25 protein-coding genes are annotated in these 22,208 nt (G+C 69.4%); 16 read left to right on the forward strand and 9 right to left on the reverse strand.

Annotated elements, in window-relative coordinates; genetic code table 11:
- Positions 1-7: 7 nt before the first annotated feature.
- The 3 genes from HJG44_RS21450 to HJG44_RS21460 all read right to left on the reverse strand — a co-directional run bounded on the left by HJG44_RS21450 (position 8) and on the right by HJG44_RS21460 (position 1,919).
- On the reverse strand, positions 8-640 hold the full coding sequence (locus HJG44_RS21450) for a TadE/TadG family type IV pilus assembly protein (RefSeq protein ID WP_171220451.1): 633 nt from the start codon (positions 638-640) through the stop codon (positions 8-10).
- Positions 637-1,218: a TadE/TadG family type IV pilus assembly protein gene (locus HJG44_RS21455; protein ID WP_171220452.1), complete on the reverse strand. Its 582-nt coding sequence runs from the start codon at positions 1,216-1,218 to the stop codon at positions 637-639. Before HJG44_RS21455 ends, HJG44_RS21450 begins: the two co-directional genes overlap by 4 nt.
- Positions 1,219-1,346: 128 nt before the next feature.
- On the reverse strand, positions 1,347-1,919 hold the full coding sequence (locus tag HJG44_RS21460) for a pilus assembly protein N-terminal domain-containing protein (RefSeq protein WP_171220453.1): 573 nt from the start codon (positions 1,917-1,919) through the stop codon (positions 1,347-1,349).
- A 367-nt stretch (positions 1,920-2,286) separates the two neighbouring features.
- Here HJG44_RS21460 and HJG44_RS21465 point away from each other — a divergent pair, with 367 nt between their 5' ends.
- The 9 genes from HJG44_RS21465 (at position 2,287) to HJG44_RS21500 (ending at position 11,090) form a co-directional block, all read left to right on the forward strand.
- The gene (locus tag HJG44_RS21465) at positions 2,287-2,457 is read left to right on the forward strand and encodes a Flp family type IVb pilin (RefSeq protein WP_171220454.1); all 171 of its coding nucleotides are present in this window, start codon (positions 2,287-2,289) and stop codon (positions 2,455-2,457) included.
- 75 nt (positions 2,458-2,532) lie between these two features.
- Positions 2,533-3,048: an A24 family peptidase gene (locus tag HJG44_RS21470; protein ID WP_171220455.1), complete on the forward strand. Its 516-nt coding sequence runs from the start codon at positions 2,533-2,535 to the stop codon at positions 3,046-3,048.
- 189 nt (positions 3,049-3,237) lie between these two features.
- Positions 3,238-4,035, forward strand: a complete 798-nt coding sequence (gene cpaB, locus HJG44_RS21475; protein WP_171220456.1) for a Flp pilus assembly protein CpaB — start codon at positions 3,238-3,240, stop codon at positions 4,033-4,035.
- Between the two features lie 29 nt (positions 4,036-4,064).
- Positions 4,065-5,573, forward strand: coding sequence for a type II and III secretion system protein family protein (locus HJG44_RS21480; protein ID WP_171220457.1), 1,509 nt, complete (start codon positions 4,065-4,067; stop codon positions 5,571-5,573).
- A gap of 49 nt (positions 5,574-5,622) precedes the next feature.
- A complete protein-coding gene (locus HJG44_RS23885; protein WP_246736418.1) occupies positions 5,623-6,333 on the forward strand; it encodes a CpaD family pilus assembly protein in 711 nt (236 codons plus the stop codon).
- Complete coding sequence (locus tag HJG44_RS23890; RefSeq protein ID WP_346767236.1) at positions 6,330-7,604, forward strand: CpaE/TadZ family protein; 1,275 nt, start codon at positions 6,330-6,332, stop codon at positions 7,602-7,604. The genes HJG44_RS23885 and HJG44_RS23890 overlap by 4 nt, the downstream gene beginning before the upstream one ends.
- Positions 7,605-7,630: 26 nt before the next feature.
- Positions 7,631-9,088: a TadA family conjugal transfer-associated ATPase gene (locus tag HJG44_RS21490; protein ID WP_171220459.1), complete on the forward strand. Its 1,458-nt coding sequence runs from the start codon at positions 7,631-7,633 to the stop codon at positions 9,086-9,088.
- 37 nt (positions 9,089-9,125) lie between these two features.
- On the forward strand, positions 9,126-10,100 hold the full coding sequence (locus HJG44_RS21495; RefSeq protein WP_430395086.1) for a type II secretion system F family protein: 975 nt from the start codon (positions 9,126-9,128) through the stop codon (positions 10,098-10,100).
- 12 nt (positions 10,101-10,112) lie between these two features.
- The gene (locus HJG44_RS21500) at positions 10,113-11,090 is read left to right on the forward strand and encodes a type II secretion system F family protein (protein WP_171220460.1); all 978 of its coding nucleotides are present in this window, start codon (positions 10,113-10,115) and stop codon (positions 11,088-11,090) included.
- Here the strand turns inward: HJG44_RS21500 and HJG44_RS21505 are convergent.
- Together HJG44_RS21505 and ilvA are read right to left on the reverse strand one after the other, a co-directional pair.
- Positions 11,065-11,994 carry an EamA family transporter gene (locus tag HJG44_RS21505; RefSeq protein WP_171220461.1) on the reverse strand — a complete coding sequence of 310 codons (930 nt, stop codon included), beginning with the start codon at positions 11,992-11,994 and terminating at the stop codon, positions 11,065-11,067. The two genes, HJG44_RS21500 and HJG44_RS21505, sit on opposite strands and share 26 nt — an antisense overlap.
- Complete coding sequence (gene ilvA / locus HJG44_RS21510) at positions 11,991-13,526, reverse strand: threonine ammonia-lyase, biosynthetic (RefSeq protein WP_171220462.1); 1,536 nt, start codon at positions 13,524-13,526, stop codon at positions 11,991-11,993. The genes HJG44_RS21505 and ilvA overlap by 4 nt, the downstream gene beginning before the upstream one ends.
- A 152-nt stretch (positions 13,527-13,678) precedes the next feature.
- Between ilvA and HJG44_RS21515 the strand changes: the two genes are divergently transcribed.
- The 5 genes from HJG44_RS21515 (at position 13,679) to HJG44_RS21535 (ending at position 16,669) form a co-directional block, all read left to right on the forward strand.
- On the forward strand, positions 13,679-14,530 hold the full coding sequence (locus HJG44_RS21515) for an alpha/beta hydrolase (RefSeq protein WP_210261277.1): 852 nt from the start codon (positions 13,679-13,681) through the stop codon (positions 14,528-14,530).
- A gap of 2 nt (positions 14,531-14,532) precedes the next feature.
- Positions 14,533-15,012: a YaiI/YqxD family protein gene (locus HJG44_RS21520; RefSeq protein WP_430395087.1), complete on the forward strand. Its 480-nt coding sequence runs from the start codon at positions 14,533-14,535 to the stop codon at positions 15,010-15,012.
- Positions 15,013-15,135: 123 nt separating this feature from the next.
- A complete protein-coding gene (locus HJG44_RS21525) occupies positions 15,136-15,876 on the forward strand; it encodes a recombinase family protein (RefSeq protein WP_171220464.1) in 741 nt (246 codons plus the stop codon).
- 32 nt (positions 15,877-15,908) lie between these two features.
- Positions 15,909-16,100 carry a hypothetical protein gene (locus HJG44_RS21530; RefSeq protein ID WP_171220465.1) on the forward strand — a complete coding sequence of 64 codons (192 nt, stop codon included), beginning with the start codon at positions 15,909-15,911 and terminating at the stop codon, positions 16,098-16,100.
- A gap of 68 nt (positions 16,101-16,168) precedes the next feature.
- On the forward strand, positions 16,169-16,669 hold the full coding sequence (locus tag HJG44_RS21535; protein ID WP_171220466.1) for an invasion associated locus B family protein: 501 nt from the start codon (positions 16,169-16,171) through the stop codon (positions 16,667-16,669).
- 19 nt (positions 16,670-16,688) lie between these two features.
- On the opposite strand, the gene HJG44_RS21540 is transcribed toward HJG44_RS21535, so the two are convergent.
- The 3 genes from HJG44_RS21540 to HJG44_RS21550 are packed head-to-tail and all read right to left on the reverse strand — an operon-like array spanning position 16,689 to position 19,691.
- The gene (locus HJG44_RS21540; protein WP_171220467.1) at positions 16,689-17,324 is read right to left on the reverse strand and encodes a GDSL-type esterase/lipase family protein; all 636 of its coding nucleotides are present in this window, start codon (positions 17,322-17,324) and stop codon (positions 16,689-16,691) included.
- Positions 17,321-18,325, reverse strand: coding sequence for an SGNH/GDSL hydrolase family protein (locus HJG44_RS21545; protein ID WP_171220468.1), 1,005 nt, complete (start codon positions 18,323-18,325; stop codon positions 17,321-17,323). The genes HJG44_RS21540 and HJG44_RS21545 overlap by 4 nt, the downstream gene beginning before the upstream one ends.
- Positions 18,312-19,691, reverse strand: a complete 1,380-nt coding sequence (locus HJG44_RS21550; RefSeq protein ID WP_171220469.1) for an MBOAT family O-acyltransferase — start codon at positions 19,689-19,691, stop codon at positions 18,312-18,314. Before HJG44_RS21550 ends, HJG44_RS21545 begins: the two co-directional genes overlap by 14 nt.
- Before the next feature lie 154 nt (positions 19,692-19,845).
- Here HJG44_RS21550 and HJG44_RS21555 point away from each other — a divergent pair, with 154 nt between their 5' ends.
- Entirely contained in the window at positions 19,846-21,054 is a 1,209-nt protein-coding gene (locus HJG44_RS21555) for a glycerophosphodiester phosphodiesterase family protein (protein ID WP_246736437.1), read from the forward strand.
- 115 nt (positions 21,055-21,169) lie between these two features.
- On the opposite strand, the gene HJG44_RS21560 is transcribed toward HJG44_RS21555, so the two are convergent.
- The gene (locus HJG44_RS21560) at positions 21,170-21,823 is read right to left on the reverse strand and encodes an RraA family protein (protein ID WP_246736419.1); all 654 of its coding nucleotides are present in this window, start codon (positions 21,821-21,823) and stop codon (positions 21,170-21,172) included.
- A 77-nt stretch (positions 21,824-21,900) separates the two neighbouring features.
- Between HJG44_RS21560 and HJG44_RS21565 the strand changes: the two genes are divergently transcribed.
- Entirely contained in the window at positions 21,901-22,110 is a 210-nt protein-coding gene (locus HJG44_RS21565) for a hypothetical protein (protein ID WP_171220472.1), read from the forward strand.
- Positions 22,111-22,208: the final 98 nt, after the last annotated feature.

Raw genomic sequence — 22,208 nt, forward strand, 5'->3', positions numbered from 1 at the left:
GGCGCGCTCAGGTAGAACTCGGGCAGCCGCCCGACAGCGTGACCTTCGTGTTGTTGCGGATCGGCCAGGGGGTCGACTCGGCGAGCGTGATCGTGCCCGTGATCGCCTTGCCGAACATCGGCGTATAGGGCAGGGCGACGTCGATGAGCATGTAGTAGCTCTTGTCGGTCTGGAACCCGCTCGGCACCGTCGATTCATAGACGTTCAGCGGCTTGGCGGTCGCCCCGGTCCCGCGGGCGCAGCTCCAGTTCACGGACTGCCGGTATACGGTGCCGGAGACCTGCTCGACATACATCTGGCTCACGACCATGCGCAGGCCCGGGACACTGAAGGGCTGAAGCACGATCGAGGACGCCTTGAAGATGTCGTCGAGCTCGGACGTCGTGATCGTCTGAACCCGGGAGGAGAGGTCCGCGAGGCTGCGCGACAGCAGCGTGAGCTTGCGGTCGACATTCACCGCGAGCGTGACCTCGCTCATGCCGAGCAGCATCGTCACCATCACGGGCAGGACAAGCGCGAACTCGACCGCCGCAACGCCCGCAACGGAGGAGTGGAGGGCCGCCAGACGCGCCGCGAGCGGACCGGCGGCGCGCCTGAGACGCGCAGGCGCGAGCCGCACCGGGAGAGCCGGGAGGCTCATTGATACGGCTCCGTCCGGAACGTCGAGGAGGCCATGATGAGCCGGTTGCCGTTCGCCAGCCCCGTCTTGTACCCGAAGATGTTGACGTAGACGGGGTACTCCATCGCAGCCCGCACGACGCAGATCTCGTTCGGCCCGGGCGGGTTGTAGCCGAAGCCGGACGTGTCGAAGGCGCCGTTCTTCACGGGCACCGTGATCGTGGTCGCCGAGTAGCTCGTGAATTTCTGCACATCGACCCGGACGAGGCTCTTGCAGTTGAACACCGCAGTAACATTGGCGCAGACGAGATCCTTGAACTTCGCGAGCGCGTCGGTCTGGCTCATGCTGACGGCGCCTTGCTGGAAGCTCCCGGTGTAGATCTGCCGTGCAGCGTTCGCGACGGCGGTCTCGAGCACCTGGGTCGACCAGAAGGTCAGCGCGACCTCGAGGATCCCGAAGAGCAGGCCGAAGAAGAAGGGCGCGATCAGCCCGAACTCGACCGCAAGGGCGCCGGATTCCGAGCGCGTGAAGCGGACGAGGAGGCGCGGCCGTCGGGGCCGCCCGGCATCCCGGCCGCGCCAGGCGAGGCTCAGCGACATGGGGTGGCATCTCCACGGGGCGGCCGGAGAGGCGCCCCACAGCCCGGTCTAGCGAAGAATGATTGCGGGATGGTTGAGGGGATCGTCGAGCCGGGGAGCGGTCTGGTCGTGTCCGCCTCGCCCTTGCTCTACCTGGAGCCGACGAAAGCCGAGTGCTGGTCGACCTGCCCCTTGGTCTCGGCGAAATAGCCGCCCGCGTCGCCGAGCGCGACGGAGGGCTGGCAGACCGGCGTGCAGGAATAGGTCTGCCGCTCCAGTCCGCGCTGGACGGTGAGCGTGGCATCGGTCGGCGCTGTCACGCTCACCATGGATTCGCCGATCATCCCCCCGGAGGAGTCGAGCGCGATGAAGTTCGTCACGCCGAAGCTCTTGCCGGTCAGCACGACCACGCCGTTCTTCTGGATGGAGATGTCCGCGACCGCAGGATTGCCGATGATCACGGTCTGCGTCTTCTCGGGGAGCTTGATGACCTTGGCGCGGTCCACGGCCACGGTCAGCTCGCCGCGGTTTGGCTGGGCTGTGCTCCTACCAGGCTCGATGGCGGCGGGCCGCGTGTCGGCAATGTTCCGATTGTCGGCGGGCGCTACGGCTGCAAGCGGGATTGTGCGCACGCCCTCCCGAGCGATCGATCCTGGTGCCGGCAGGGAGAAGGCGAGCGCAACTCCTCCGACGCCGTACAGCAGCCACTTGCTCGTTCTCATCCTGGAGAGCCTGTTCAAGATCGCGGCCGCGAGCTTACGCCCGGAATGGTGAAGATTGGGTTGCGCGGACCTTCCGGATTGACACCGACGTCTCGGGCTTGCTTCCATATTCGGGAACGTATTCATCCGCTTGTCTGTAAGTAGTTTTGCCGGCCTGGATATGAATAGATGGTGCAGCGCCGGTAAGATCGCTCGCGGCCGTAAGCATCTCCTGTTAACCATGTTCGGGTTTGCGCGGGACCCGCTCCGATCCGCCGGTTAAGTTAACCCTGTCGAAACGCGGCGCTTATAAGGTCGCGGCAGTTCCGAGTGGACCTGGACCAGAGGGCCTTCGGACGTGAAGGGCGACCAGGACAGGAGCTTCGCTATGACCACTTTGATGAGCCGCTTCGTCGATGACGAGTCGGGCGCCACCGCGATCGAGTACGGGCTGATCGCCGCGCTCATCGCCGTCGTCATCATCAGCGCGCTGAAGACGATCGGTACCAACCTCAACACGGCGTTCACGAGCATCGGCACCAACCTGGCCACCCGGTAAGCCGGTCGCTGCCCTTCGCACGGGCTCCGGCACGCGCCGGAGCCGTCGGCGTTCGGCCGCGTTCTCCGAGGCAGGATGTTGGGCCCGCTTGAAATCGCGATCCTCGTGGTCTTCCCGATCCTCATGGCCTATGCGGCCGCGAGCGATCTCCTCACGATGACGATCCCGAACCGGCTCTCCTTGGCGCTGGTCGCGGGATTCGTCGCGCTCGCCTGCATAGGCGGGCTGACCGCACAGGCCATTCTCCTTCACGTCCTCGCCGGCGCGTTTGTCCTCGCGGTGACCTTCGCGATGTTCGCGCTCGGCTGGATCGGCGGCGGCGACGCGAAGCTCGCGGCGGCTACCGCACTCTGGCTCGGCTTCGAGTCGCTCCTCGAATATCTCTTCATTGCGGCGCTCTGCGGCGGCGGGCTGACCCTCGCCATTCTGGTTCTGCGACACTTTCCCCTGCCGCGTTTCGCGCTCGGCTGGACCTGGCTGTCGCGCATGCACGACCGGCGCTCCGGCGTTCCCTACGGCATCGCGCTGGCGGCCGCCGCGCTCGCCGTCTATCCGCAATCTCAGATCTGGGCCGTTGCGCTCGGCCACTGAGCCTTTGCACTTCTAGTCGCGGCTCTCGATCGTCGGCATCCCGGCCAATTGTTCCGCCTCCGCGCCAAGACGTGGCAGCGTGAGCGAAGGGTTAATCGCCGCCCTTTCCGACAGGTTCGATTAACCATGTTTTGACGACTCGCCCGCCATATTCGCTTCGACCGATTGTTGCGTCCGGAACGTCAAGACATGAAGCCCGCCCGCCTCATCGTACTCGTCACGGCTCTAGGGGCGGCTGGTCTGGCCGCCGTCATCATGATGCGATCCGGCGAGCCGGCGCAGGTCGTGGTGCAGACCGAGACCGCACCATCCAAGTCGATCGACGTCCTGGTCGCATCCGCCGATCTCCCGATCGGCCAGGTGCTGAAGCCCGGCGACATCCGCTGGCAGCCCTGGCCCGCCGATCTCGCCCCGACGGGCGCGCTGACGCGCGACGCCGCGCCGAATGCCACGGCCGAGCTGGAAGGGTCGCTCGTCCGCGTGCCGTTCGTCGCCGGCGAACCGATGCGGCGCGAGAAGCTCGTCCGCGCCGACGGCGCCGGCTTCATGTCGGCGATCCTGCCTTCCGGCATGCGGGCGCTCGCCATCTCGATCGACACCCGCGGCGCAACCTCGGCGGGCGGCTTCATCCTTCCCGGAGACCGCGTCGACGTGCTGCGGATCTACCGGGACGAGGAGGCGTCGAAGGCAGGCGGCAGCGACGTTCAGGTGGCCGAGACGCTTCTGTCCAATGTCCGCGTCCTGGCGATCGGCCAGAACGTCCAGGAGCGCCAGGGCGAGCGCGTCGTGACGGGTGAGACCGCGACCCTTGAGCTCAACCCGTCGCAGGCCGAACTCCTCGCGCTCGCGCAGAGGCAGGGCCAGCTCTCGCTCGCGCTGCGCAGCCTCGCGGACGCCAAGCAGGTGGCGAGCCGCGACGATCGCTCGGACGGGGCCCTTACCGTGATCCGCGCCGGTGTCGCCCGAGCGGCGCCGAAAGCGCGCTGACCCCGATGCGAATTGCAGAACGGAATCCGATGACGATGACGAGGTCGATCACTGCGTCGCTGCCCGCGGTCGCGCTTGCTGCGGGGCTGCTGGCGGCCTCGGCAGCGCCGGGCCTCGCCGCGGAGCCGGGCTACGGTTCGGGTTCGGCTTCGTCGGGAGCCCTGGAACTGGGCTCCGGCGCAGCGCGCCGGCTCGACCTCTCGATCGGCCGCTCGGTCGTCATCGAGCTGACCCGGGACGCCAAGGAGATCTTCGTCGCCAACCCGGCCGTCGCGAACGCGGTCGTGCGCTCCACGCGCAAGCTCTTCCTGCTCGGCGTCGCCAACGGCTCGACCTCCGTCTTCGTGATGGATGCCGAAGGCCGTCAGATCGCGAGTTTGGAGGTGAATGTCGGGCGCGACCTCAACGTCCTGCGCCAGACGCTCCGCACCACAATCCCGAACGGGCGCATCGACGTGAGGCCCGCGGGCGATTCGATCCTGCTCACCGGAACCGTCAATTCCGCGGGCGACGCGCAGCAGGCCGTCGACATCGCCAAGGCCTTCGTCGGGCAGGGCGCCGGCGGGGCCGCGGCCGGAACCGGCGCGGCGGCGGGCTTTTCGGGTGCGGTGATCAACGCGCTTACCATCGTCGGCCGGGACCAGGTTATGCTGAAGGTGAGCGTCGTCGAGATGGCGCGCTCGGTCGCCAAGCAGCTCGGCATCAACGTCACGGGCAACTGGAACCTCCTGTCCACCGCGACGGGCGCGCTGAATCCCTACGGTCCCGCGATCGGCGCAGCCTCCCAGATCACGACCGGCGTCATCGGCGGGCTGACCGGCTCGGGAGGCACGGTGACGGGCCAGGCCGGCTTCGGAAACGGCAATGCAGGCGTCGGCGGCACGCTCTCGGCCTTCGAGCGGGCCGGCGTCGCGCGCGTCCTCGCCGAGCCGACCCTCGTCGCCGTCTCGGGCGAGTCGGCGACCTTCCTGGTCGGCGGCGAGATCCCGATCACGATCGGCTGCGGCAGCGCCGTCTGCACGCCGACGGTCACCTACAAGCAGTACGGCGTGTCGCTCGCCTTCACGCCGATCGTCCTCTCCGAGGGGCGTATCAGCCTGAAGGTCTTCACGGAGGTCTCGGAGATCGACCGGGAGAATGCGGACACCGTCACGGGCACGCCCGGCTTCCGCACCCGCAAGACCTCGACCTCGATCGAGTTGCCGTCCGGAGGCACGATCATGACCGCCGGGCTGATCAGCGTGCAGTCGAACCAGACCATCTCGGGCGTGCCGGGCCTGATCAACCTGCCCATCCTGGGTACGCTGTTCCGCTCCCGCGACTTCCAGCGCCGCGAAAGCGAGCTCATGATCATGGTGACGCCCTTTATCGCCAAGCCGATGGAAGCCGCGCAGGTGAAGCGGCCGGACGACGGCTTCGTGGATGCCAGCGATCCGCAATCGGTGCTGATGGGCCGCCTGAACAAGCTCTACGGCGCCGCCGGCCCGGGCGCTCCCGTACCGCCGCGCGCCGGGCGCTTCGGCTTCATCACCGACTGATCCGCACCACCGCTCCCCGACAGCCGCACGGAACGCGAGACGCAAGCACATGGCTCAGACAGGCAAGTTCGGCAGGCGGATCGGCGCGCTTGCCGCCTTCGGGGCGATTTCGGCCGCGCTCGCGGGATGCCACACCGCCGGCGAGGTCACGGGCTCGACCTATCCGGTCGACCTGCGCGATCGGCATCCGATCGTGCTGGCGAACGGGCCGCGCGTGCTCGACGTCTTCGTGGACGCCCCGCGCGGCGTCAGCGAGCGCGAGCGTGCCGACCTTGCCGCCTTCCTGGCGGAGTACCGCCGCTACGGCCAGGGCCCGCTTCTCGCGCAGGTGCCCAAGGGCGTGCGGAACGCAGCCGCCACCCGTGCCGCCGTCGAGCGCATCAGAGCTACGGCGGGGGTCCGCATCGCGCTGTCGACCTACGAGCCCGCCGATCCGGCACTGGCGTCGCCGATCCGCCTGAGCTTCACGAGGCTCCAGGCGAAAGTCGGCTCGACCTGCGGGCTCTGGCCGCAGGATCTCGGCGTGGCCGATCCCGAGTTCTCGATGGCGAACCAGCCCTACTGGAATCTCGGCTGCGCCACCCAGTCGAATTTCGCCGCGCAGGTTGCCGACCCGGTCGATCTCGTCCGCGGACGCCAGCCGACGGCACCCGATACCGGGCGCCGGATGTACAACATCGAGAAGCTTCGCCAGGGCCAGGATCCCTCGACGAATTACAGGACGGACGAGCGGACGGTCCGCCAGGGAGTGTCGGAGTGAGCGCGCCCGTCGAGCCCCGCAACCTCCCGGACGTCGTCGAGCCGCAGGGCGAGCGCATCATTGCCCCGCTGCCGCGGATCACGATCCAGGCTTTCTGCGAGACCCCGGGCGTCGTGGAGGCGATCTCCGCCGCCGCCTCCGACCGTCGCATGCAGAAGGCGCATCTCAAGGTGCAGATGGGCGGCGCCCCCGCGGCCGTCGAGGCCTATCGGCACAACCCCACCCCGAACGTGATCGTGCTCGAGTTCCAGGGCGATCGCACCGGGATCCTGTCCTCGCTCGATCAGCTCTCGACCGTCTGCGACGCCGGCACGAAGGTACTCGTGATCGGCCACGTCAACGACGTCGTGCTCTACCGCGAGCTGATGCGGCGCGGCGTCAGCGAGTACCTGATCGCTCCCATCCAGGTGCTGGACTTCATCCAGGCGGCCTCCGAGCTCTTCGCAATGCCCGGCGCCGAGCCGCTCGGCCGCACGATCGCGGTCGCGGGAGCGAAGGGCGGCGTCGGCTCCTCGACGATCGCGCACAACCTCGCCTGGGCCGTCGCGAAGTCCCTCTCGACACAGACGGTGGTCGTCGATCTCGACATCGCCTTCGGGACGGCGGGTCTCGACTTCAACCAGGACCCGCCGCAGGGCGTGTCCGAGGCGGTCTTCGCCCCCGACCGGCTGGACGCGAACCTCGTCGACCGGCTCCTGTCGCGCTGCAGCGACAACCTGAGCCTGCTCGCCGCCCCCGCCATGCTCGACCGCACGACCGATCTCAGCGAGACGGCGGTCGACGGACTCGTCGACATCCTGCGCAACTCGATCCCGACGATCGTGCTCGACATACCCCACACCTGGAACGCCTGGGCGCGGCGGCTGCTCGTCTCGTCCGACGAGATCGTGCTGGTGGCGACGCCGGACCTCGCCTCGCTCCGCAACGTCAAGAACCTCTACGACCTGCTCAAGTCCGCACGGCCGAACGACCAGAAGCCGCGCGTGATCCTGAACCAGGTCGGGCTGCCCAAACGGCCGGAGATCGGCGCGGCCGATTTCGCCAAGGCGATCGGGGCGGACCTCGCGGCCATCCTGCCCTTCGACGCCGCGCTGTTCGGCACGGCGTCGAATAACGGGCAGATGATCGCGGAGGTGCAGCCCTCCAGCAAGACCGCCGAAATCTTCACGAGCCTTGCGGCCGCGGTCACCGGCCGCATGGAGCCGAGGCGGCCGCGGGGTGGCCTCCTCGACCCGTTCATCTCGAAGCTTGCGCGCCGCAAGGTCTCCTGAGGCCCGTGCGGAAGTAGGAGTAGCGTATGTTCGGCAAGCGATCCGCGCCAACCAGCCCCGTCGCGGTTCCGGCCGCCCGGCCGGGTTCGCGCGACCTTGCGCCGTCACCGTCCATTCCGCCGGTCCTGGCGGAGCCCGAAATCCCGCAGCGCCCTGTGGAGATCCACGTCCCGACGATCTCGGAGACGCGGAAGTCGGACGAGTACTACCAGACGAAGAGCATGATCTTCGGGGCGCTGATCGAGGCCATCGATCTCGCTCAGCTCTCCCGTCTCGATCAGGATTCCGCGCGGGACGAGATCCGCGACATCGTCAACGAGATCATCGCGCTCAAGAACGTCGTGATGTCCATCGCCGAGCAGGAGGAGCTGCTCGACGACATCTGCAACGACGTGCTCGGCTACGGCCCGCTCGAGCCGCTTCTCGCGCGCGACGACATCGCCGACATCATGGTGAACGGCGCCGACAAGTGCTACATAGAGGTCGGCGGCAAGATCCAGCTGACGAATGTCCGCTTCCGCGACAACCAGCAGCTGATGAACATCTGCCAGCGGATCGTGAGCCAGGTCGGCCGCCGGGTCGACGAGAGCTCGCCGATCTGCGACGCGCGCCTGCCGGACGGCTCGCGCGTCAACGTCATCGGGCCGCCGCTCGCGATCGACGGGCCGTCGCTCACCATCCGCAAGTTCAAGAAGGACAAGCTGACGCTCGACCAGCTCGTGCGCTTCGGGGCGATCTCGCCGGAAGGCGCGCGCATCCTGGAGATCATCGGCCGGGTGCGCTGCAACGTCGTGATCTCCGGCGGCACGGGTTCCGGCAAGACGACGCTGCTCAACTGCCTGACGCGCTACATCGACGCCGATGAGCGGGTCATCACCTGCGAGGACGCGGCGGAGCTGCAGCTCCAGCAGCCGCATGTGGTGCGGCTCGAGACGCGGCCCCCGAACCTGGAAGGGCAGGGGCAGGTCACGATGCGCGACCTCGTCCGCAACTGCCTGCGCATGCGGCCCGAGCGCATCATCGTGGGCGAGGTGCGCGGACCGGAAGCCTTCGACCTGCTCCAGGCCATGAATACGGGCCACGACGGCTCGATGGGCACGATCCACGCGAACTCGCCGCGCGAATGCCTGTCGCGCGTCGAATCGCTCATCACCATGGGCGGCTTCTCGCTGCCCTCGCGGACGATCAAGGAGATGATCGCGACCTCGATCGACGTCATCATCCAGGCCGCCCGCCTGCGCGACGGCTCGCGCCGCATCACCCACATCACCGAGGTGGTGGGGATGGAGGGCGACGTCATCACCACCCAGGACATCGTCGTTTACGACATCCTCGGCGAGGACGCGACGGGCCGACTCTCGGGCCGCCACCGCTCGACCGGGATCGGGCGGCCCAAATTCTGGGAGCGCGCGCGCTACTTCGGGGAGGAGGGGAACCTCGCCGCGGCGCTCGACGCCATGGAAGCCCGGGAAGAGGCAGCGTGACGACCGCCTCGCTGGCGCCCCGAGCGGAGGCTTCGGCATGGATATGAGCATCGTCGCGGCGATCGTGCTTGCGGCCGCGGCCGCGGGCGGGCTCGCCTATGTCTTCGTCTACCCGCTGCTGTCGGGCGAGGCACGGGCCGAGAAGCGCCAGCGCGCGCTCGTCGGCGAGGGCGAGCGGCGCCCCGAGCGGGCCGGCCGCGGGGCGGACCGGCGGGAGCAGATCGCCCAGAGTCTGAAGGAGCTCGAGGAACGCGAGAAGAACCGGCACAAGATCAGCCTCGAGCAGCGCATCGCCCATGCGGGCCTGAACTGGACGCGCAGCCGCTTCTACCTCATCAGCGCCGGGGTCGGGTTTACGGTCGCGCTGGTGCTTTTCTCGATGACCGGCAATCTCGTCCTGGCGGCCGTCGGCGCCTTCGCAGGCGGGCTGGGAGCGCCGCGCTGGTTCCTCGGCTTCATGAAGAAGCGGCGGCTCAACCGCTACCTGGAAGAGCTGCCGAACGCGATCGACGTGATCGTCCGCGGCATCCGGTCCGGCCTGCCGCTCGGCGACTGCCTGCGCATCATCGCGAGCGAGGCGCAGGAGCCGGTGAGGTCCGAGTTCCGCTATCTCGTCGAGCAGCAGACGCTCGGGCTGTCCGTCGGCGAGGCCGTAGCCAAGCTCTACGAGCGCGTCCCGGTGGCGGAATCGAACTTCTTCGCCATCGTGATCGGCATCCAGCAGAAATCCGGCGGCAATCTCGCCGAGACGCTCGGCAACCTGTCCCGGGTCCTGCGCGAGCGCCGCAAGATGAAGCAGAAGATCATCGCGATGAGCATGGAGGCCAAGGCCTCGGCCGGCATCATCGCGGCACTGCCCTTCGTGGTCGCCCTCCTCACCTACATCACGAGCCCGACCTATATCGAGCTCCTCTGGATCACCTTCATGGGCAAGATCATGCTTGCCGTGTCGGCGATCTGGATGACCTTCGGCATCCTGGTGATGCGGAAGATGATCAACTTCGACTTCTGAGGAGGAGCAGCCATGTTCTCCTTCCTCCTCGCCAAGCTTGCCGAGCCGCAGGCGATCGCGGCCCTGCTTGCGGCCTTCGCGGCCGGCGCCACCGTCATCACGCTCGCCCTGCCGCTCGTGGAGGGCAACACGCTCAACAGGCGCATGAAGGCCGTCGCCTATGAGCGCGAGCGCATCCGGGCGCGCGAGCGCGAGCGGATGCTGAAAGGCCAGCAGAAGGTCTCGCTCCGCCAGGAGCCGAAGGCCTACATGAAACAGATCGTTGACCGCTTCAAGCTCGGCGACTGGCTCGGAACCGAAACTGCCAAGGAAAAACTCGTCAAGGCGGGTTTCCGCGGCCAGCAGGCTGAGATCACCTTCCTGTTCTTCAGGCTTGTTGCGCCGATCGGCTTTCTGATCGTATCGCTCTTCTACTTGTTCGTCGTGAACGATTTCGGACTGCCGGTGTTGATCCGGCTCGGGATCGCGATAGGCGCCACATTCATCGGCATCAAAAGCCCGGAAATCTTCCTCTCCAACGCCACGACCAAGCGCCAGCAATCGATCCGGCGCGCCTGGCCCGACGCGCTCGACCTCCTGCTGATCTGCGTCGAGGCGGGCATGTCGATCGAGCAGGCCTTCCGGCGGGTCAGCCAGGAGGTCGGGACGCAATCGGTCGCGCTTGCCGAAGAGCTGACGCTGACTACGGCCGAGCTCTCCTATCTACAGGAGCGGCGCGCCGCCTACGAGAACCTCGCCAACCGCACCGGGCTCGACAGCGTGAAGGCCGTGACCACGGCGCTCATCCAGGCGGAGCGCTACGGCACCCCGCTCGGCACAGCGCTGCGCGTCCTCGCGCAGGAAAGCCGCGACATGCGCATGGCCGATGCCGAGAAGAAGGCTGCGGCACTGCCGCCGAAGCTCACCGTACCGATGATCCTGTTCTTCCTCCCGGTGCTCTTCGTCGTCATCATGACGCCGGCCCTCATCCAGGTCTTCGGCTGGCAGTAGGCGACGGGGAGGCGATTGCCGCTGCCGCGCCGGCGGGCTCGCGCTTCTTCGCCTCGGCGGAGAGGTTCCACAGGATGCCGCCGATGATGAGTGCCGCGCCCAGGAACACCAGCGGGTCGAGCCCCTCGCCGTAGAAGTACCAGCCGACCACCGCGATCATTGGGATGCGCAGGAAATCGAGCGGCATCACCACGAGCGCGTCGCCGTGCCGGTATGCCTGCGTCAGGCAGAGATGCGAGGCGAGGCCGGTGACCGACAGCATCAGGGCGCCAACGATCTGCGGTGTCTCCATGCGGGCCGGGAAGCCGGGATCGGATGCTGCAAAACTGAGCGGGAGCTGCAGCAGGTTCATCCAGAACAGGATCGTGAAGGTCGAGACCCTGCGGGTCAACGCCTTCGTGGTCACCCCCGTGAGCGCGAAGAAGAAGGCCGAGGCGAGCAGCACGAGCGCTGCCGGCTGCAGCGCCTCCTGGCCGGGCCGCAGGATCACGAGAACGCCGACAAGCCCGAGCACGATCGCGCCGGCCCGGCTCCAGGTCATGCGTTCGCCCAGGATCGGGACGGCGAGCGCCGCAAGCCAGACGGGCGCCGTGAACTCGAGCGCGAACACGGTCGCGAGCGGCAGGATCGCGACGGCGTAGTTCCAGCCGAACTGCCCGGCATAGTGCGAGGCGTTGCGCAGGAGCTGGAGGGGGAGAGGACCTGGATGGAGCCGGCTCCTGAGATCGCGCCTCGCGGCGAGCAGCGCGAGCAGGATCAGAAGCCCGCCGCCGTTCCGGATCGTCAGGATCTCGAAGCCGCTCAGACGCGGAGCGAGGAGCCGCACCGCGATCGCCGTCGCCGAGAAGCAGAAGACCGCCCCGGCCATCCAGGCCAGGACGAGCGCGATGTTGCGCCGGCTCACGAAGCGGCGGCGCCGTTGCCGCCGGCGAGGAAGAGCCGGTAGGCGGGGTTGTCCGTCTCGTCGGTATAGGGATAGCCGAGCTCGTCGAGCGCCTTGGCGAAGTCCGGCCTCTGGGTGTGGGGAATCTGGATGCCGGCGAGCACGCGGCCGAAATCGGCACCGTGATTGCGGTAGTGGAACAGGGTGATGTTCCAGTCCGGGCGCAGGCTTTCCAGGAAGCGCAGCAGCGCGCCGGGGCGCTCGGGGAACTGGAAGCGGTACAGCACCTCGTCGGGCAGGCCCTCCACCCGACCGCCGACCATGTAGCGCACATGGAGCTTCGCCATCTCGTTGTCGGACATGTCGACGACGGGGAAGCCTTCGGCCTGCAGGCGCTCGATGATCTGGCGCTTCTCGCGCCCGCCGTCCCTGAGCTCCACGCCGACGAAGATGTGCGCGGCCTCGCGGTCGGCGTAGCGGTAGTTGAACTCCGTGACGGAACGGTTGCCGAGAAGCTGGATGAACCGGCGGTAGCTGCCGGGCCGCTCGGGGATGGTGACCGCGATCAGCGCCTCGCGGCCCTCGCCGATCTCGGCGCGCTCGGCCACGTGCCGGAGCCGGTCGAAATTGAGGTTGGCGCCCGAGTTGATGGCGACGAGAGCGCCCCGGCCTTCGAGTCCGCGCTCCGCATAGGCCTTGAGCCCGGCGAGCGCGAGCGCGCCCGCGGGCTCCGCGATGGCGCGCGTGTCGTCGAAGATGTCCTTCATGGCCGCGCAGATCGCGTCGGTATCGACCGTGATCACCTCGTCCAGGAGATCGCGGCAGAGCCGGAACGTCTCCTCGCCCACCTGCCGGACCGCGACCCCGTCCGCGAAGAGGCCGACGCGGTTGAGGATGACGCGGTCGCCGGCCTCGATGGCCGCCTTCATGGAGGCGGCGTCCTCCGGTTCCACGCCGACGATCCGGGTCTCGGGCCTGAGGAACCGCACGATGGCCGCGACGCCCGCCGCGAGCCCGCCGCCACCGATCGGCACGAACACGGCCTCGATCGGGTCCGCGTGCTGGCGCAGGATCTCGAGCCCGACCGTGCCCTGGCCGGCGATGATGGCCGGATCGTCGAAGGGGTGGATGAACACCGCCCCGGTCTCCGTCTCGAGACGCCGGGCATGCGCATAGGCCTCGTCGAACCCCTCTCCGTGCAGGACGGCATGGCCGCCGCGCGCCCGCACGGCCTCCACCTTGATGTCGGGCGTCGTGGTCGGCATCACGATCGTGGCCTTCACGCCCCGGCGCGCGGCGGCGAGCGCCACGCCTTGGGCGTGATTGCCGGCCGAGGCGCAGATCACGCCGCCGGACAGCGCCTCCGCCGACATGCCGGCGATCTTGTTGTAGGCGCCGCGGATCTTGAAGGAGAATACCGGCTGCAGGTCCTCGCGCTTCAACAGCACGGGCGCGCCGACCCGGGCGGAGAGGCGGGGCATCGGGTCGAGCGGGCTCTCGACCGCGACATCGTAGACCCGCGCGGTCAGGATCATCCGGACTGTGTCGTGCATTTGGGGGCTTGTGGTGCAATCGCCGTCGGCCGGCAAGCGGCGGCGCAACCGGATGGAGCGGACCTATCGCCAGTTTCAGGGCTCACCTCGCGGCCTGGCTCCTGCGCCGCTTCGTCAAGCCACGCACGCGGCGCCCCCTCGACATATCGCGCATGCGGTCGCGCGAGGCGTGGCTCGAGACGGCGCCGCCCGCGGGCGTGCGGGTCCGCGCAGCGCATGTCGGCGGTGTCGAGGGCGAATGGCTGGAGCCCCGGGACGCGCGGGCGGATCTGCTCTACCTTCATGGCGGCGCCTATGTGGTCGGCTCGCCCGCGACCCACCGGATGCTCGCCGGCGCGTTCTGCAGCCACGGCTTCCGCGTCTTCGTGCCCCATTACCGGCGCGCGCCCGAACATCCCTTCCCGGCCGCGCTCGAGGATGCCGAATCCGCCTATCGGGGCCTCCTCGGAGCCGGGCTGGATCCGCGCGCACCCGCAATCGCCGGCGAGTCGGCCGGCGGCGGGCTCGCGCTCTCGCTCCTACTGCGCCTGCGCGAGGCGGGCGGTCCCCTGCCGCCCTCCGCCGCGCTCTTCTCGCCCTGGACCGACCTGGCGCTGAGCGGCCGGTCGATCCAGGCCAACGACGAGGCGGAAGCCCTCTTCTTCAAGGACAACCTGCCCGGGATCGCCCGGCTCTATCTCGGCGGCGCGGAACCGCGGACGCCGCTCGCCTCGCCGCTCTACGCGGATTTGGCCGGGCTGCCGCCGCTCCTCATCCATGTCGGGGAGCGCGAGATCCTGCTCGACGACGCGCTACGCCTCGCCGAGCGGGCGCGCGATGCCGGCGTCGAGGTCACGCTCAAGCGCTGGCCGGTCGTGCCGCATGGCTGGCAGCTCCTGCAGCGCATTGTGCCGGAGGCGGCGCAGTCAGTCGCCGAGGCGGCGGAATTCCTGCGCGCCGCCGCCGGCCGGCGCGCGCCGGGAGGGCGACCGGCGGGCATGCCGGCCCCCGAGACGGCGGAGTGATCGTGCCAGAGCCGATCGAGATCCTGGTCGATGCCGATGCCTGCCCGGTGAAGGACGAGGTATTCCGCGTCGCCGCCCGGCACGGCGTGAAGACCTATGTCGTGTCGAACTCCTTCATGATGCTCCCGAAGGACCCGATGATCGAGCGGGTGGTCGTCGGATCGGGGCTCGACGTTGCCGACGACTGGATCGCGGAACGGGCGCGGCGGGGCGTGATCGTGATCACGGCCGACATCCCGCTCGCGCACCGGGCCGTGAAAGCGGGAGCCGACGTGATCGCCCCGAATGGCCGCGCCTATACCGAATCGACCATCGGGGCGGCGCTCGCGACGCGCAACCTGATGGCCGAGCTGCGCGAGGCGGGTGCCGTCACCGGCGGGCCGCGCCCCTTCTCGAAGAGCGATCGCTCCGCCTTTCTCCAGGCGCTCGATCTCTCTATCGTCAGGCTCAGGCGGGCCGGCTTCAGCGCCGTCCCGGGCTGACGGCGTGTCTCCGGCCCGCCTCGATCGGTCAAGGTTGACGCTTGCTGAACGCGCCGTTTAGCTTCCGTTCATCTGCGACGCAGGGCCGGGCTCCCCGTCCGGCGCCACGCCGAAGACGGATGGATGAGAGTTTACGGGTACTTACTGGCATATTTTCCGGCAGATGGGCGGGGCAGCGACCTGGTCGAGCGCCAGCGCGGCGAGGTCTTCCGCTACGCCGACCGGAGCGGGCTGCGGCTCGCGGAGGTGCTGGTCGAGGCGCCGCGCCGCGGAACCCTGCCCCTGGCCAGCCGCGATCAGGGCCGGCGGCTTCTTCGATCTCTGTCTCCGGGGGACGCTGTCATCACTCCGGGGCTGGACAGCATGTTCCCGTCCGCCCGGGACGCGCTGGCGACCGTCGCCGCGCTGAAGGCCGACAGCGTCGGCCTCCACATGATCGAGCTCGGCTGCGACGTCTGCCGGGAGCCGAATTCCCGGCTCGTGCTCGGGCTTCTTACGGCGCTCGCGCGGGCGGAGCGGAGCCTTGAAGCCGAGGAGAACCGGGCGCTGAAGCGCCATCTCGCCTCCCAGGGACCGCATCGTGGCGGCCCCGTCCCCTTCGGCTTCGATGTCGTGAAGGGAGGTCTCGTGCCGAAGCCGGACGAGCATGAGGTCCTCCGCCGCATGATCGGGCTGCGGAACCAGGGGCTCGGCTACGGCCGGATCGCACAGGAGGTCGGGCTTCCGGAAAGCCGGGTCCGTGCCATCTTCGACCGCTCCGACCGTCTTCTCGGAGCGAATCCGCTGCGTGCCCAGCGGCTGCGCGATCGGAGAGCGTCGCCGCGCTCGCCGTCCCTTTCATGCTCCGTTAACCAAGCCGGGTAAGCTTGGCCGTATCGCGAAACATGGGAGATCCGATGCCGGGACGATGGCTGCGGCAGCCGCATCGAATTGAAATCGACATGGTGAAGCCGCTGGCCTTGCTGGCTGCTGCGTTCATCCTTCTCTGGGCAGTGGTCCTTCAGCCGGTCTGGGAGACGTCCCGCGGCGTGGAGGGGCCGATCGGCGGCCGGCCTTCGGTCGCCTCCCGCACCACCAGACCGACCTGAGAGCCGTCCGCTCCCGCGAGCGGGCATCCGCGCGTTCCCGAGGCGCACCTCACCATGGGAGACATGCCATGAACCGACTCCGTCCTTTTGCCTTCGCGAGCCTGGCGATCTTCGCGAGCGCCGCGGCCTCGGCGGCCACGGGCCAGCCGCAGCTTCTCGCGGAGAGCGGCGCCTGGCAGGCCTACAAGTCCCCGTCCGGAGGACCCGGCTCCTGCTATATCCTGTCCTCGCCGACCGAGCGCCTGCCTGCCGGCCTGAAGCGCGGGCCCGCCTACATGTTCGTGTCGCGGCGGCCGCGGGACGAGATCGCGCTCGAGCTCGGCTTCCCGCTCGATTCCGACGCGCGCTCGACGCTGACGATCGGGTCGCAGGAATTCGAGCTTGGGGAGCAGAACGAGCAGGCTTGGCTTCTCAACGCCGAGGAGCAGCGCCGCGCGGTCGCGGCCATGAAGCGGGGCGCCACGGCCAAGGTGCAGACGACCTCCCGGCGCCAGAACGTCACCGAGGACACCTACTCGCTGGAGGGGTTCACGCGCGCCTACGACATCATGATGAGCGGCTGCAAATAGCCGCGCTGCCGGCTCGGGCTCAGCCGAGCGCGACCCGCATCGCCCGGCTCAGCCGGACATAACCCTCCCGGCTGATGTGGAGGCGGTCGGGCATGAGGCTCGGCTCCTCGTCCCGGGTGGCCGCGAGAGCCGCGTCGGCGTCGACGATGGCAGCCTCCGCAAGCCCGGCCAGCCCGGCCGCGAGGGCGGCGTTCAGCGCGAGCCGATCCGCCTCGCGGAAGCCCGGCGGCTCGCCCCTTCGGGGCACCGTCACGACCAGCGGTCTTGCTCCTGTCCATAGCGAGAGCGCCCGGCGCAGCACCGCGGCGAGCCCGGCCGCGATCGCGTCGGGCGGATCGCCGTCGCCCAGATTGTTGGTGCCGAGGAGCAGGACCAGCTCGCGCGGCCGGAGATGGGCGGTCTCCCCGCCGCGCAGCCGCCACAGGGTGTTCTGGATCCGGTCACCCGGGAGCCCGAGGTTTAGAACGCGCCGCCCGGGAAAGGCCTCCCCCTGGAGGTGGGACGGCCAGGCGGCCGCAAGCGAATCGCCCAGCAGGATGAGGTCGACGTAGTCCGGAATGCGCGCGCCGAGTTCCGCCAGGCGCCTGGCGGAGGAGGGTTTCGCTGGCGGCACGGGCGTCAGCACGCGAGCGACGGCATCGGGAGACGCGGTCATTCCGGCTGTCCCGGGCCGCGCAGACCGACCCGCTCCAGGATCTGCCGTCCGAGGACCGGCGTGTAGTGCAGGTTGTCGAGCCAGACCTCGTTCGAGCCCTCGCGCGGATCGAACGGATGGTCGGCGCCGAGATCGGCGAGATCGAGGAAGCGGGCGCCATGCGCGCCCGCGGCTTGCGCCGTGTCGGTGCGCCAGCGGGCGAAGTCGTCGAGCAGATCGAGCTCCGCCATCAGCCGGCGCTGCGCCGGGCTGACCGGCGCGAGATAGACCGTGAGGCTCCGTCCGCGAAGAGCGGCAAGCGCCTCGTCCAGGCGCGCGAGCGTCTCCGGCCGGTACGGCGCGGTGGTGCGCCGGCGCGTCTCGTCGTTCCTGAGCGTCAGCTCGGGCGGGAGCGGAGGCGTGATGCGGAACCCGTCCCGGGTCCAGGCGCCCGGATCCTCCGCGCCGGCAACCCGATGGAGGAAGCTGTCCCGGATGGCGTATTCGCTGACCAGGCTCCCGAGGAGCGCGTTCCAGCGCCCGCTCGCCGTGAGGAGCGAGCGGCTGAGCCGCACCGCCGGCAGCTCCCGCCGTGAGAACATGAAGTAGTCGAGCCCGAGCACCACGCGCTCGACTCCGCGTCGCGAGCGGACCACGCTCGCCACGACGGGCAGTTCGTCGGCGACCAGGGCCGAGATGCCGGCATTGAACACGCGGCCCTTCAGGTCCGGCGCGACGTCGCGCGGATCGAGCCCGTGGTAGACCGTGGAGCTGCCGACGAGGGCGACCTCGTAGTCGCGCGTCATTGCCTGGAGGACCTTGGCGCGCCGCGTCTGGCGGTCGAGCAGGCGGTTCCCGCCGCCGGTCTGGGCGAGCCAGGGCGGGCTCTCGCGGAAGAGCCAGTAGGCGTCGAACCAGACGACCCGGCCGACGATCGCCGCGAGGGCGAGGAGGAGCGCGCCGGCTGCCGCCGCCAGGGCGCGGCGCCACCGCCTGCCGGCCGCGGCGTCAGAACTGGGCATAGATGAAGTCGGCATTGGCGTCGTCGCCGACCTTGAGCAGCACCGCGACCAGGACGAGCCCCAGGGCGGCGGCCGCCCAGCGGAGCGGCGGCAGCTTCCGGCTCAGGCTCCAGGCGGTCGGCCCGAGCGTGGCGAGCGCAGCGGCGATCGCCGCGAGCTGCCAGAAGTCGGAGGACGGCTGGCCGAGGCCGCCGGCGCTCAGCCCCGCGAGCCCGGCATAGATCGCGGTCGCGGCCGCGAAGTCCGGGGCGCGGAACAGCACCCAGGCGAGCGACACAAAGGCGAAAGTGCAGGCCCAGCCGAGCGCGTCCGGCATGGCGCGTCCCGCCTTCCGCCAGATGAGATGGGTCCCGAGCGCGATCCCGTGCAGGGCCCCCCAGGCCACGAAGGTCCAGCCCGCCCCGTGCCACAGCCCGCCGAGCGCCATGGTGGCGAACAGCGCCAGGACCTGGCGCGGCACCCCGTGCCGGTTCCCGCCGAACGGGATGTAGAGGTAGTCGCGGAGGAACAGCGACAGCGTGATGTGCCAGCGCCGCCAGAAATCCTGGATGGAGACGGCCCGGTAGGGTGCGTCGAAGTTCTGCGGCAGCACGATCCCGAACAGGAGCGCGAGCCCGAGCGCCATGTCGGTATAGCCCGAGAAGTCGAAATAGAGCTGGAACGTGTAGCCGAGCGTCGCCTGCCAGGCCTCGGCGATGGTCGGGATCGCGCCGGTTGCGACCCGTGCGTAGATCGGGTCGACGAAGGCCCCGAGCGGATCGCCGACGAAGACCTTCTTGGCGAGGCCGAGGACGAGGAGCGCGAGCCCGCGCGCGACCGTCTCGGCGGCCGGGAGGGCGGCCCGCTCCGCGAGCTGGGGCAGGAGATCGGCCGGGCGGACCAGCGGGCCGGCGATCACGCGCGGGAAGAACGCGACATAGAGGGCGTAGTCGAGAAGCCCGGCATGGCGCGTGCGACCGGAGCGGAGGTCGCTCAGATACATCACGTGCTGGAAGGTGAAGAAGGAGATGCCGAGCGGGAGCGCGAGGTCGTAGCGCGGCGGCGTCACGCCGGGGATCAGCGCGAGGAGGCCGCCGAAGAAGTCGAGATACTTGAAGATGCCGAGCAGGAGCAGGTTCGCGGCGATCCCGATGGTGATCAACGGCCCCCGGCCGGAGCGGACGAAGACGGCGGCGAGGAGCCAGTTCAGGAGAATGGAGGCCGCGAGGACCGGGACGAAGCGGAGATCGAAGGAGGCGTAGAAGACGAAGGAGACGAGGACGAGATAGGCGGTGCGGCCGCGCGGCAAGGTCCGCACGACGGCCGCATATCCCGCCCATGCCGCCGGCAGGAACAGCAGGAGGAACACGAGCGAGTTGAACAGCATGGGCGCCGCCGGACGGATTGCTTTAGACTCGTGCCCGCGCGGTGGCCAGGGCGCCCGGTTCACACGGCCGTCACGCGCCCGCCCTAGCCATGCTCCGGACGCGACGGGAGGGACCATGTCGAGCTTCTGCCGGTTCGGAGGGATGCTGCTGGCCATGCTCGCGGCGGGGCAGGGGAGCGCCGCCGCGGAGGGCGGAGCCGCGGCCCAGCTCGGGCCGCGGCCGTTCTATCTCGTCGATTCCATGAAGCCGGGCCCGCTTCAGGACCGGCTCAGGCAATGCGGAGCCGACCGCGCCTACACGACGCGCAATTTCTCCATCTCGCATCGCGGCGCGCCGCTGCAGTTCCCGGAACATACCCGCGAGGGCGTGCTGGCCGCCGCCCGCATGGGCGCCGGCATCATCGAATGCGACGTGGCCTTCACGAAGGACCGCCAGCTCGTCTGCCGGCACGCGCAATGCGACCTGCACACCACGACGGACATCCTGGCCCGGCCGGATCTCGCCGCGAAATGCTCGCAGCCGTTCTCGCCGGCCGACCCGGCAACGGGCCGCAAGGCGTCCGCGAAATGCTGCACGAGCGACCTCACCGTGGCCGAATTCAAGTCGCTCAACGGCAAGATGGACGCCTTCGATCCGAACGCCGTGACGGTCGAGGCCTACATGAACGCGACCCCGCGCTGGCGCACCGACCTGTACGCCACCACCGGCACGCTGATGACGCACAAGGAATACATCGCGCTGGTGAAGTCGCTGGGGCGCAGGTTCACGCCCGAGCTCAAGGCGCCCGAGGTGCCGATGCCCTTCCAGGGCTCCTACACGCAGGACCGCTACGCGCAGCAGGTCATCGACGAGTACAAGGAGGCCGGCGTCCCGGCCGCGGACGTGTATCCGCAGAGCTTCCAGCTCCGCGACGTCCTCTACTGGATCGCCAGGGAGCCCGAATTCGGCAGGCAGGCCGTGTTCCTGGACGAGCGGGACGACACCGAGGCCGGCTTCGACAACATGCGCCCCGAGACCTGGACGCCGAGCATGGCCGAGCTCGCCGGCCGGGGCGTGCGGATCCTCGCTCCGGCGCTTTCCATGCTGGTCACCGTCGGGGAGGGCGGCCGGATCGTGCCATCCGCCTATGCGCTCGAGGCGAAAAAGGCCGGGCTCGGGCTCATCGCCTGGTCGCTCGAGCGTTCCGGTCCGCTCAAGGCCGGCGGCGGCTACTATTACCGGACGATCAGGCCGGTGGTGGACCGCGACGGCGACATGCTGGCGCTGCTCGACGTGCTCCATCGCGACGTCGGGGTGATCGGCGTCTTCTCCGACTGGCCGGCCACCACGACCTTCTACGCGAACTGCGTCGGGGCGGAGTAGGGCGCGCAAGGCGGCCCGTCACACCGTCGGCGCCGGACGACATCCGCAGCCGCCTGCTCGATGAAGACGCCGGCGACGGAACGGGCTGAGCGCGCGCGGCGCTCGGCGGCCCGCCTCAGAGGACGCCGCGTCGCCGGAAGACCTCGGCGAGCGTCGCGCCGGCCGCGAGCTCGTCGCGCGTGTCGGTCTCGGCATCGACCTTGGCGAGGGCGGCCTCGAACGTCTCGCCGGCGACGGCCGCGGGGATGACCACGACACCGTCCGCGTCGCCGAACACGTAGTCGCCGGGATTGACCAGGACGCCGCCGCAGGCGACCGGCATGTCGGCCTCCATCATCCTGCCGCGGCCCTTGGAATCGAGCGGGCCGATGCCGCCGTGGAAGACCGGGAAGCCCATGGCGCGGATCGCCCGGACGTCGCGGACCAGCCCGTCCGTGACGCAGCCGGCGGCGCCGCGCGCCCGGGCGGCCGTCGACAGGAGCTCGCCCCAGGGCGCGATCCGGTCCGTCGGGCCGCCGCAAGCCAAGACCGCCACCTCCCCCGGCTTCAGGTCGTCCACCAGGGCGATCTCGACCTCGTAGGGGTTCTCGCCCTCCCGCACCGTATAGACCGGCATGTAGAGGCCGGTCCTGGCGCGCCCGAACAGCAGGCTCGCCTCGTCGAGCGGCCGCACGAAGGGCCGCATCGCCTGCTCGCGGAGCCCCATGCCGTCGAGGACATCCGAGAGGACGGCGGCGTAGAGGCGGCGGTGGACGTCGTAGGGCAGCAATGCGGCCTCCGCTCGCCCCGGCAGGAACCCTCCCGCGCGCGTCCGGTTGTTACCGGCGAATGACATCGGAGGGTAGCATGAAACGCCTGATCGCCGCGGCCCTTGTCGCCGGCACGGCAATGGCCGGGGCGGCGGCCGCGCAGGAGCGCACGAGCGACGCCGCGGTGACGCGGCAGGGCGAGGTCGTGCGGACCGTTCAGAACCGCGACGCCCGGCCCCTTGCGCAGCGTCGCTGCTCAGGGATCGGCTGCCTGCAAAGCGTGCCGTCGCTCGGGGTCGGCTTCTAGGCTCGCAAACGCCGGCCTGACCGGCCAGGCTTTCGATGATGATTGCGCCGCGGCCCCCGGGCCGTGGCGTTTTCGGCGTTGCGCTCTTCGTCTCGGCA

It is taken from the genome of Enterovirga aerilata, from assembly GCF_013044135.1.
GTDB classification, from domain to species: domain Bacteria; phylum Pseudomonadota; class Alphaproteobacteria; order Rhizobiales; family Beijerinckiaceae; genus Enterovirga; species Enterovirga aerilata.

Coding starts and splice junctions, on each gene's coding strand:
- HJG44_RS21450 (WP_171220451.1), bottom strand. CDS start 640: ATGAGCCTCCCGGCTCTCCCGGTGCGGCTCGCGCCTGCGCGTCTCAGG.
- HJG44_RS21455 (WP_171220452.1), bottom strand. CDS start 1,218: ATGTCGCTGAGCCTCGCCTGGCGCGGCCGGGATGCCGGGCGGCCCCGA.
- HJG44_RS21460 (WP_171220453.1), bottom strand. CDS start 1,919: ATGAGAACGAGCAAGTGGCTGCTGTACGGCGTCGGAGGAGTTGCGCTC.
- HJG44_RS21465 (WP_171220454.1), top strand. CDS start 2,287: ATGACCACTTTGATGAGCCGCTTCGTCGATGACGAGTCGGGCGCCACC.
- HJG44_RS21470 (WP_171220455.1), top strand. CDS start 2,533: ATGTTGGGCCCGCTTGAAATCGCGATCCTCGTGGTCTTCCCGATCCTC.
- cpaB (WP_171220456.1), top strand. CDS start 3,238: ATGAAGCCCGCCCGCCTCATCGTACTCGTCACGGCTCTAGGGGCGGCT.
- HJG44_RS21480 (WP_171220457.1), top strand. CDS start 4,065: ATGACGATGACGAGGTCGATCACTGCGTCGCTGCCCGCGGTCGCGCTT.
- HJG44_RS23885 (WP_246736418.1), top strand. CDS start 5,623: ATGGCTCAGACAGGCAAGTTCGGCAGGCGGATCGGCGCGCTTGCCGCC.
- HJG44_RS21490 (WP_171220459.1), top strand. CDS start 7,631: ATGTTCGGCAAGCGATCCGCGCCAACCAGCCCCGTCGCGGTTCCGGCC.
- HJG44_RS21495 (WP_430395086.1), top strand. CDS start 9,126: ATGGATATGAGCATCGTCGCGGCGATCGTGCTTGCGGCCGCGGCCGCG.
- HJG44_RS21500 (WP_171220460.1), top strand. CDS start 10,113: ATGTTCTCCTTCCTCCTCGCCAAGCTTGCCGAGCCGCAGGCGATCGCG.
- ilvA (WP_171220462.1), bottom strand. CDS start 13,526: ATGCACGACACAGTCCGGATGATCCTGACCGCGCGGGTCTACGATGTC.
- HJG44_RS21515 (WP_210261277.1), top strand. CDS start 13,679: ATGCGGTCGCGCGAGGCGTGGCTCGAGACGGCGCCGCCCGCGGGCGTG.
- HJG44_RS21525 (WP_171220464.1), top strand. CDS start 15,136: ATGAGAGTTTACGGGTACTTACTGGCATATTTTCCGGCAGATGGGCGG.
- HJG44_RS21530 (WP_171220465.1), top strand. CDS start 15,909: ATGCCGGGACGATGGCTGCGGCAGCCGCATCGAATTGAAATCGACATG.
- HJG44_RS21535 (WP_171220466.1), top strand. CDS start 16,169: ATGAACCGACTCCGTCCTTTTGCCTTCGCGAGCCTGGCGATCTTCGCG.
- HJG44_RS21540 (WP_171220467.1), bottom strand. CDS start 17,324: ATGACCGCGTCTCCCGATGCCGTCGCTCGCGTGCTGACGCCCGTGCCG.
- HJG44_RS21545 (WP_171220468.1), bottom strand. CDS start 18,325: ATGCCCAGTTCTGACGCCGCGGCCGGCAGGCGGTGGCGCCGCGCCCTG.
- HJG44_RS21550 (WP_171220469.1), bottom strand. CDS start 19,691: ATGCTGTTCAACTCGCTCGTGTTCCTCCTGCTGTTCCTGCCGGCGGCA.
- HJG44_RS21555 (WP_246736437.1), top strand. CDS start 19,846: ATGCTCGCGGCGGGGCAGGGGAGCGCCGCCGCGGAGGGCGGAGCCGCG.
- HJG44_RS21565 (WP_171220472.1), top strand. CDS start 21,901: ATGAAACGCCTGATCGCCGCGGCCCTTGTCGCCGGCACGGCAATGGCC.